Origin of the sequence: Mycobacterium sp., assembly GCF_025965855.1 — a bacterium.
Taxonomy (GTDB): Bacteria; Actinomycetota; Actinomycetes; order Mycobacteriales; family Mycobacteriaceae; genus Mycobacterium.
In genome coordinates, this window is record NZ_JAOPWB010000227.1 from 19,411 (window position 1) to 28,222 (window position 8,812).

Here is an 8,812-nt window from a genome sequence, read left to right on the forward strand (position 1 = left end):
TATGAGCAAGCCTCAGTAGGCAACAAACTAGGAATTGGGGAGACCTTCTGTGACCACCCAAACGCTCATCAGACTGATACTCGGGCTGGGCATGACCGTGGTCGTGGGCGCTTTCGCTGCGCGGCGAGTGTTGTGGCTGAACAAGCTGGTCATGTCCGGCCAGCCGGCCAGCGGGCGCACCGACGATCTCGGCAGCCGAATCTGGGCGGAACTCACCGAGGTACTCGGACAACGGCGCCTGTTGAAGTGGTCGCTGCCGGGTCTGGCGCACTTCTTCACCATGTGGGGATTTTTCATCCTGCTGACGGTCTACATCGAGGCCTACGGCGTGCTGTTCCAGCCGAACTTCCACCTTCCGATCATCGGCCGCTGGGACGCGCTGGGCGCGCTGCAGGACTTCTTCGCGTTGGCGGTGCTGACCGGCATCGTCACCTTCGCGATCATCCGGCTGCGCACCGAGCCGAAAGAGTACGGCCGCCAGTCCCGCTTCTACGGCTCGCACACGGGCGGCGCGTGGCTGATCCTGTTCATGATCTTCAACGTCATCTGGACGTACGCCATCTTCCGCGGAGCGTCAGTGAATGCCCTCGGCGACGAATTCCCGTACGGCCGCGGCGCTTTCTTCAGCCACTTCATGGGCTCGCTGCTACACCCGTTGGGTCACAACACCAACGAGATCGTCGAGACCGTCGCCCTGATGCTGCACATCGGCGTCATGCTGGCCTTCCTGCTGATCGTGTTGCACTCCAAGCACTTACACATCTTCCTGGCGCCCATCAACGTCATCTTCAAACGCCTGCCCGACGGGCTCGGGCCGCTGCTGCCGATCGAGTCCGGCGGCAAGCCAATCGACTTCGAAAACCCGCCCGACGACGCCGAATTCGGCCGCGGCAAGATCGAAGACTTCACCTGGAAGGGCATGCTCGACTTCGCCACCTGCACCGAGTGTGGGCGGTGCCAGTCGCAATGCCCCGCCTGGAACACCGGAAAGCCCCTGTCGCCCAAGCTCGTCATCATGGACCTCCGCGACCACTGGATGGCCAAGGCGCCGTACATCCTGGGGGACAAGGAGACTCCGCTCGAGAACACCCCGGAGGGTGGGATTGCCGAGAACCTCAGCGGCGAGAAGCACGCCGAAGAGCATCACGTCCCCGAGTCGGGCTTCGGCCGCGTGATGGGCTCCGGACCGGAGCAGGCGACCCGCCCGTTGGTCGGCACCGCCGAGCAGCGCGGCGTCATCGATCCCGACGTGCTGTGGTCCTGCGTGACCTGCGGCGCCTGCGTCGAGCAGTGCCCGGTGGACATCGAGCACATCGACCACATCGTCGATCTGCGCCGCTACCAGGTGATGATGGAGTCGGAGTTCCCCTCCGAGCTGTCGGTGCTGTTCAAAAACCTTGAGAACAAAGCCAATCCGTGGGGTCAGAACGCCTCGGACCGGACCAACTGGATCGACGAGGTCGACTTTGACGTGCCGGTCTACGGCGAGGACGTCGACAGCTTCGATGGCTACGAGTACCTGTTCTGGGTGGGCTGCGCGGGCGCCTACGACGACAAGGCGAAGAAGACCACCAAAGCCGTCGCCGAACTGCTGGCCGTCGCCGGCGTGAAGTACCTGGTGCTGGGCACGGGCGAAACCTGCAACGGCGACTCCGCGCGCCGGTCGGGCAACGAGTTCCTTTTCCAGCAGCTGGCCGCCCAAGCCGTCGAGACCCTGGACGGGCTATTCGAGGGCATCGAGACCGTCGACCGCAAGATCGTCGTCACGTGCCCGCACTGCTTCAACACCCTCGGCAAGGAGTACCGCCAGCTGGGCTCCAACTACACCGTGTTGCACCACACGCAGCTGCTCAACCGGCTGGTGCGCGACAGGAAACTGGTCCCGGTTACCTCTGTCTCCCAAGACATCACGTATCACGACCCGTGCTACCTGGGCCGACACAACAAGGTGTATGACGCGCCGCGCGAGCTGATCGGCGCCGCGGGGGCCAAGCTCACCGAAATGCCGCGCCACGCCGAGCGCAGCTTCTGCTGCGGCGCGGGTGGTGCGCGCATGTGGATGGAAGAGCACATCGGCAAGCGGATCAACCACGAACGCGTCGACGAGGCACTGGCCACCAACGCCGCCACGATCGCCACCGGCTGCCCGTTCTGCCGGGTGATGGTCACCGACGGCGTCAACGACCGCCAGGAAGAAGCCGGTCGCAGCGGCGTCGAGGTGCTCGACGTGGCCCAGATCCTGCTCGGGTCGCTGGACCACGACAAGGCGACGCTGCCCGAGAAGGGCACGGCCGCGAAGGAGGCCGAGAAGCGGGCCGCTGAGGCGCCGAAGGTGGCGCCCAAGGCCGCCGCCCCAAGCGCACCCGCCGAGGCACCGCCCAAGGCCGAGGAGCCGGCCAAGGCAGCCGAGCCGGAGAAGCCCCGGGCCGCCGCCCCGGCGGCCCCCGCGGTGCCCTCTAAGGGGTTGGGTATTGCCGGCGGCGCCAAGCGACCCGGCGCCAAGAAGGCCGCACCGGCGGCGAAGGCAACCGAGGCGCCGGCCGAAGAGGCCAAGGCGCCTGCGGCTCCCGCCGCGCCCGCAGTGCCCTCCAAGGGGCTGGGGATGGCGGCCGGCGCCAAGCGACCCGGCGCCAAGAAGGCGGCACCGGCGACCAAGGCAGCAGCCCCCGCGGCCGAGACTCCCGCCGAGGCGGCACCCGCTCCTGAATCCAAGGCGCCCGCGGCACCTGCCGCACCGGTTAAGGGGCTCGGCATCGCCGCCGGTGCTAAGCGACCCGGCGCCAAGAAGGCCGCACCCGCCGCCGAGGCAACTCCCAAGGCAACCGAGGCCCCGGCCGAGCAACCCGAGGCCAAGGCGGAGCCCGAGCAAAAACCGGAGCCGTCCACGCAGCCCGACGGCGACGCGGCACCGCCGGCAGCGCCGGTAAAAGGCCTGGGCATCGCCCGCGGGGCACGTCCGCCCGGCAAGCGCTGATCGCTAAACGAGCCGTTGCTCAGGAGGCCAGGCCGAGGAACACCATGAGCGACCGTTCGATGTCTGCCATGAGCGTCGTGGACACGCGACCGATCCGCGTTCCGAGGTTGGAGCGGCGCACTGTCGTGATCTTGTCGACCATGGCGAAGCTGGGCTGCGCAATGCCGGCGGTCGTCGGGACCGCGATTCGCGCTACCGCCACGCCGGCGACCTTTGTCGCAGTCAGCGGGATGACGACGACAGATTCAGTTGCGGAGAACAGGTCGTCCTGAACGATGATCGCTGGGCGAGGCTCGGCTGCATAGACGCCCCCCGAGACCGTCCACAGCTCGCCACGGTTCACTCGTCGTCGTCCAGTGAAGCCAGATCGTCCGAGATCGCCTCCACAAACTCCATGTCATCGCTGTGCCGGTCGGCTTCGGCCAGCGCCAATGCTTCCCGCTGTGCCTCCGCGGCGAACTGCGCCGACCGGACGTCCGGCACCCACATCTGGACTGGGCGGTATCCGCGTTCACGCATGCGGCGGCGGTATTCGCTGGCTCGCCGCGTCGATGTTCTACCCATCGTTCAATGTTGCATGAAACGCGCGTTGCATGCAACGATTCCCGATCTAGTCCGATGCCTACCAGCAAATTCAGTGGACAACAATGGCACCATAGGTGACGTGACCACTCACCAGCTGCCCGTGCACGGTCCCGGTCATCAAGCCGGCCATCACCGGCAGCGGGCCTTCGCGCAGTCGTCCAAACTGCAGGACGTCCTGTACGAAATCCGCGGCCCGGTGCACCAGCACGCCGCGCGGCTGGAGGCCGAGGGGCACCGCATCCTCAAGCTCAACATCGGCAACCCGGCGCCGTTCGGCTTCGAGGCACCCGACGTGATCATGCGCGACATGATCCAGGCCCTGCCGTACGCCCAGGGGTACTCGGACTCGCAGGGCATCCTGCCCGCCCGGCGTGCGGTGGTCACCCGCTACGAGCTGGTCGACGGCTTTCCCCGGTTCGATGTTGACGACGTCTACCTGGGCAACGGGGTATCCGAGCTGATCACGATGACCCTGCAGGCCCTGCTCGACAACGGCGATCAGGTGTTGATTCCGGCCCCGGACTACCCGCTGTGGACGGCGTCGACCTCGCTGGCGGGCGGCACACCCGTGCACTACCTGTGCGACGAGACCCAGAACTGGCAGCCGGACATCGCCGACCTGGAGTCCAAGATCACCGAGCGCACCAAGGCGCTGGTCGTGATCAACCCGAACAACCCGACCGGCGCCGTCTACAGCCGCGAGGTCCTCACCCAGATGGTCGACCTGGCGCGCAAGCATCAGCTGCTCCTGCTCGCCGACGAGATCTACGACAAGATCCTCTACGACGACGCCAAGCACATCAGCGTGGCCTCGCTCGCGCCCGACATGCTGTGCCTGACCTTCAACGGCCTGTCGAAGGCCTACCGCGTCGCCGGGTACCGCGCCGGCTGGCTGGCGATCACCGGACCCAAGGACCACGCCGGCAGCTTCATCGAGGGCATCAGCCTGCTGGCCAATATGCGGCTGTGCCCCAATGTCCCGGCCCAGCACGCGATCCAGGTCGCCCTCGGCGGCCACCAGAGCATCGAAGACCTGGTGCTTCCCGGCGGTCGGCTGCTCGAGCAGCGCGACGTCGCCTGGACCAAACTCAACGAGATCCCCGGGGTGTCCTGCGTCAAACCCGAGGGCGCGTTGTATACGTTTCCCCGGCTGGACCCCGAGGTCTACGACATCGAGGATGACGAGCAGCTCGTCCTCGAGCTGCTGTTATCCGAGAAGATCCTGGTGACCCAGGGCACCGGATTCAACTGGCCCGCGCCGGATCACCTGCGCATCGTGACGCTGCCGTGGTCCCGCGACCTTGCCGCCGCGATCGAGCGACTGGGCAACTTCCTGACCAGCTATCGACAGTAAGCGGGTTCGCGGCGGCGCCCCTCTACGGTGGAGCGGGTGACCCATTCCCACTCGCACAGCCTCTCGTCGGCCCCGTCTCGGCTGGATCCGCTGCCAGCCAAGATCGTCGTCGGACTGCTGGTCGCCATCGGTGTGGCCGTGATCGCCGGCGCGGCATTGCTCTGGCCGAGCCGCCAGCACGTCGATATCCCGATGCCGTTCCAGAACGCGTCCGGTGGTGCCGTGAGCACGCAGCGGGGGTACGTGCTGTCCAGCGGACTGAGCGACTGCGGCAGCCCATCGGCGGGTCAGGTGCTCACCACCGCGCCGCAACCGGCGGCCCCCGGCGCTGGGCGATGCATACAAACGCTGGTCGCCATCGATTCCGGGCCGAACGCGGGCGCCAAGACGCTGCTGGAGTCCTCGCCCGGTCCCGGCCAGCCCCACTTCGCGGCCGGTGATCGCGTCCGGCTCGTCCGGCAGGTCGACGACCAGGGCACGACCAGCTACGCCTTTTACGACTTCGAACGCGGCTGGCAGCTGGTTGCCCTCGCGGTCGCGTTCGCGGTGGTGATCGTCGCGGTGGCCCGCTGGCGCGGGCTGCTCGCGTTGGTCGGCATCGTTGTCGCGTTCGCGGTGCTGGTGGTGTTCCTGCTGCCGGCGCTGCGCGACGGCGCACCCGCCGTCCCGGTGGCCCTGGTGGCGTCCGCCGCCATTCTCTACGCGGTGATCTACCTCGCCCACGGGGTGAATCTGCGGACCAGCGCCGCCTTGCTGGGCACCTTGGCGGCGTTGCTGCTGGCCGCCGGATTATCTTGGGCTGCAGTCGATCTGGCGCATCTCACCGGTTTGTCGGACGAACAGAACGGCCAGGTCTCTGCGTATCTGGGCAACGTGTCGATCAGCGGGCTGCTGCTCGCCGGGTTCATCATCGGTTCGCTGGGTGTGCTGAACGATGTGACCGTGACGCAGGCGTCGACGGTGTTCGAACTCGCCCACCTCGGCGGCTCCCGGCGGGCCATCTTTTTGGGCGCCATCCGGGTGGGCCGCGACCACATCGCCAGCACCGTCGACACGCTGGTGCTGGCCTACGCCGGCTCGTCGCTCCCGTTGCTGCTGCTGTTCAGCGTCTCCAATCGCTCGCTGGGCGACGTGCTGACCAGCGAAAGCGTGGCCATCGAACTCGCCCGCTCCGCGGTCGGCGGCATCGCGCTGGCGCTGTCGGTGCCGTTGACGACGGCGATCGCCGCCGTGCTGGCCAGACCCGGCGTAGAACCGGCTTTAGCAGCGGCCCCGGTCACCGCGGCTGTTCAAGCAGCCCCAGCAGGTAGTCGCCGTAACCGGACTTGACCAGGGTGCGCGCGCGTTCGGCCAGCTGCTCCGCGCCGATCCACCCCTGCAGCCACGCGATTTCCTCGGGAACGCTGACCTTCAGCCCCTGCCGCCGTTCCAGCGTGCGGACGTAGTCGCTGGCGTCCAGCAGCGAGTCGAAAGTGCCCGTGTCCAGCCACGCCGTCCCGCGGGCCATTACCTCGACCGCCAGCCGGCCGCGGTTGAGATAGATCTGGTTGACCTCGGTGATCTCGTACTCGCCGCGCGCCGATTTCTTCAAGCCCTTGGCGATCTCGATCACGTCGTTGTCGTAGAAGTACAAGCCCGGCACCGCGTATTGGGACTTGGGCGTCGCCGGCTTCTCCTCCAGCGACAGCGCCATGCCGTCGTCCCCGAATTCGACGACACCGTAGGCCGAGGGGTTAGCCACCCAATACGCGAAAATGGCTCCGCCGCTTATGCTTTGGAACCGGCTCAGGCTGGTGCCCATTCTCGGGCCGTAGAAGATGTTGTCCCCCAATACCAAAGCCGCCGAGTCGTTGCCGAGGTGGTTGGCGCCGAGCATGAAAGCCTGCGCCAGACCCTCGGGTTCGTGTTGCTGAACGTAGCTGAGGTTGATGCCGAATTGGGAGCCGTCGCCGAGTAGCCGCTGGAAGCCGGCCGCGTCGTGCGGGGTGGTGATCACCAGAATGTCGCGGATGCCGGCCATCATCAGCGTGGAGAGCGGGTAGTAGACCATCGGTTTGTCGTAGACCGGCAACAACTGTTTGCTGATGCCGATCGTGATCGGATGAAGACGGGTGCCCGACCCGCCGGCCAGGATGATCCCACGCATAAAGTGCCTCCTGTTCGGGCCCTAATTTACGAGGTCGGCCTCGGTGAGTTCCGTCGCCGCCAGGGCCGAGGCCAAATCCTCATGCCGGAACACCGAGGTGACATGATCGCGGACCACCCGGAACGCCGACGCGGGGTTCGTGACCGCCCCTTCCGGGGTGCGGACCTTCTCTTCGACGACCACGATGCCGTCGTGCACATACATCCGGCCGGGCTCGGCGGTGCCTTCGCGGGAGCCGGCCCACTCACGCAGCGCCTCGTGACCCTGTGCGGCCCCGTGAGCGTCGCCGATTTCGATGTCGTCGCTGGACAACGCCACCAAGGTTTCCAGGTCGGAAGCGTTGAGGGCGTCATGCCACGCCAGAACGGTGGCGATCTCCGATGTGCTCATGGTCAGCAAGCTACCGTGTCCGCCTGAGTTATAAAGGCGTACGGTCCAGCCAGCTCTGCCACACGGCGTCGTCCCCGAACAGCTCGATACCGGTGTCGGCCAGCGAGACCCGGCGGACCATCGCCAGCAACAGCTCGGTGGCGCCGCCGCGCAGCGCCGCGCTGCCCTTGCCATGCTCGTGCGACCAGGTGATCGCGCCCCCGTCGACGGCGATCGTCCATTCGCCGGCGTCGCCCAGCCCGGGGTCGGTGGCGTGCACGTGCAGGGTGCTGCCGGCCTCGAGCGGCAATGGAGCCCCGTCACTCCCAGCCTGAATCGCCACTCGCTCAAGCCATTCCGTTATCCCGTCGGCCGCGATGGCGGCGTCGAGTGTGAATTCGCTGCCGATCGCGATGGCGGCGTCGGCGCGGTGCACCGCCGTCTCGTGCAGCCTTCGCCGGACCCACCAGTTCGCCGGGCGCGTGCCGAGGAACGTCCACACCGGTGTTTCCACGCCCGACAACTCGACGGCGTCGACCAGCCGCTGCGCGCCGCCCTGCAGCCAGGAGACCGCGTCGGCGGGATCCGGCGGCGGCTTGCCGCCCTCGACGGCACGGGGATCCAGGAATTGGTCCAGGCGGTCGCGCACGATTTGCGCCGCCCAGCGGTCGCCGCGCCCGACGTGGCGCAACAGCTGGGTGACGTTCCAGCCCGGGCACGTCGGCACGGGCGTGGACTCGTCGACACCGCGGAAAAGCTCCGCAAAGGCACGGTTGTCGTCGAGAAACGCGGCAGCATAGTCCACGCGGTCAGGCTACTCGCCGAGAGATACAGAACGAGCATGCGGTGAGCCGCCAATAGCGATAACGTCCGTCCTGTCGGGCAACTGACGAAAGGGGCGGGGGTATGTCATTTGTGATCGCTGCGCCGGAGGCGCTGGGGGCGGCGGCTTCGAATCTGGCCGGCATCGGTACGACGCTCAGCGCGGCCAATGCGGCCGCGGCGGCCTCGACGACGCGGGTGGTGGCCGCGGGCGCCGACGAGGTGTCGGCGGCGATCGCGTCGCTGTTTTCCGGCCAGGCACAGGACTTCCACGCGTTGACCACTCAGGCGGCGGCGTTTCATGACCAGTTCGTGCAGGCCTTGAGCGGCGGCGCGGCCGCCTATGTAGGCACCGAGGCCGCCAGCGTCCAGCAGACCCTGCTGGACGCCATGAATGCGCCGACGGAGGCGCTGTTCGGGCGCCCGCTGATCGGCAACGGCGCCAATGGGGCACCGGGAACCGGGCAGAACGGCGGCGACGCCGGAATCTTGATCGGCAACGGCGGGGCCGGCGGGTCCGGCGCACCCGGCCAGAACGGCGGCAACGGCGGGGCCGCCGGGC

Annotated in this window: 9 protein-coding genes; 4 read left to right on the forward strand and 5 right to left on the reverse strand. The window is 67.5% G+C overall.

What is annotated here, in order from left to right:
* Positions 1-49: 49 nt before the first annotated feature.
* Complete coding sequence (locus tag JWP83_RS19315; protein WP_297733167.1) at positions 50-2,974, forward strand: (Fe-S)-binding protein; 2,925 nt, start codon at positions 50-52, stop codon at positions 2,972-2,974.
* 19 nt (positions 2,975-2,993) lie between these two features.
* Here the strand turns inward: JWP83_RS19315 and JWP83_RS19320 are convergent, their stop codons facing one another.
* Positions 2,994-3,317, reverse strand: coding sequence for a type II toxin-antitoxin system PemK/MazF family toxin (locus JWP83_RS19320; RefSeq protein WP_297733170.1), 324 nt, complete (start codon positions 3,315-3,317; stop codon positions 2,994-2,996).
* On the reverse strand, positions 3,314-3,538 hold the full coding sequence (locus JWP83_RS19325; protein ID WP_297733173.1) for an antitoxin MazE-like protein: 225 nt from the start codon (positions 3,536-3,538) through the stop codon (positions 3,314-3,316). Before JWP83_RS19325 ends, JWP83_RS19320 begins: the two co-directional genes overlap by 4 nt.
* 73 nt (positions 3,539-3,611) lie before the next feature.
* Here JWP83_RS19325 and JWP83_RS19330 point away from each other — a divergent pair, with 73 nt between their 5' ends.
* Together JWP83_RS19330 and JWP83_RS19335 are read left to right on the forward strand one after the other, a co-directional pair.
* Positions 3,612-4,913, forward strand: a complete 1,302-nt coding sequence (locus JWP83_RS19330) for a pyridoxal phosphate-dependent aminotransferase (RefSeq protein WP_297733177.1) — start codon at positions 3,612-3,614, stop codon at positions 4,911-4,913.
* Between the two features lie 36 nt (positions 4,914-4,949).
* Positions 4,950-6,242 carry a YibE/F family protein gene (locus JWP83_RS19335; protein WP_297733180.1) on the forward strand — a complete coding sequence of 431 codons (1,293 nt, stop codon included), beginning with the start codon at positions 4,950-4,952 and terminating at the stop codon, positions 6,240-6,242.
* Here the strand turns inward: JWP83_RS19335 and rfbA are convergent.
* The 3 genes from rfbA to JWP83_RS19350 are packed head-to-tail and all read right to left on the reverse strand — an operon-like array spanning position 6,190 to position 8,233.
* A complete protein-coding gene (gene rfbA, locus JWP83_RS19340) occupies positions 6,190-7,059 on the reverse strand; it encodes a glucose-1-phosphate thymidylyltransferase RfbA (RefSeq protein ID WP_297733183.1) in 870 nt (289 codons plus the stop codon). The two genes, JWP83_RS19335 and rfbA, sit on opposite strands and share 53 nt — an antisense overlap.
* Before the next feature lie 21 nt (positions 7,060-7,080).
* A complete protein-coding gene (locus JWP83_RS19345; RefSeq protein ID WP_297733186.1) occupies positions 7,081-7,449 on the reverse strand; it encodes a nuclear transport factor 2 family protein in 369 nt (122 codons plus the stop codon).
* A 28-nt stretch (positions 7,450-7,477) separates the two neighbouring features.
* A complete protein-coding gene (locus JWP83_RS19350) occupies positions 7,478-8,233 on the reverse strand; it encodes a maleylpyruvate isomerase family mycothiol-dependent enzyme (RefSeq protein ID WP_297733189.1) in 756 nt (251 codons plus the stop codon).
* Between the two features lie 101 nt (positions 8,234-8,334).
* Between JWP83_RS19350 and JWP83_RS19355 the strand changes: the two genes are divergently transcribed.
* Positions 8,335-8,812, forward strand: a 478-nt coding sequence (locus tag JWP83_RS19355; protein ID WP_297733192.1) for a PE family protein, incomplete at its 3' end; no start/stop codon positions are given.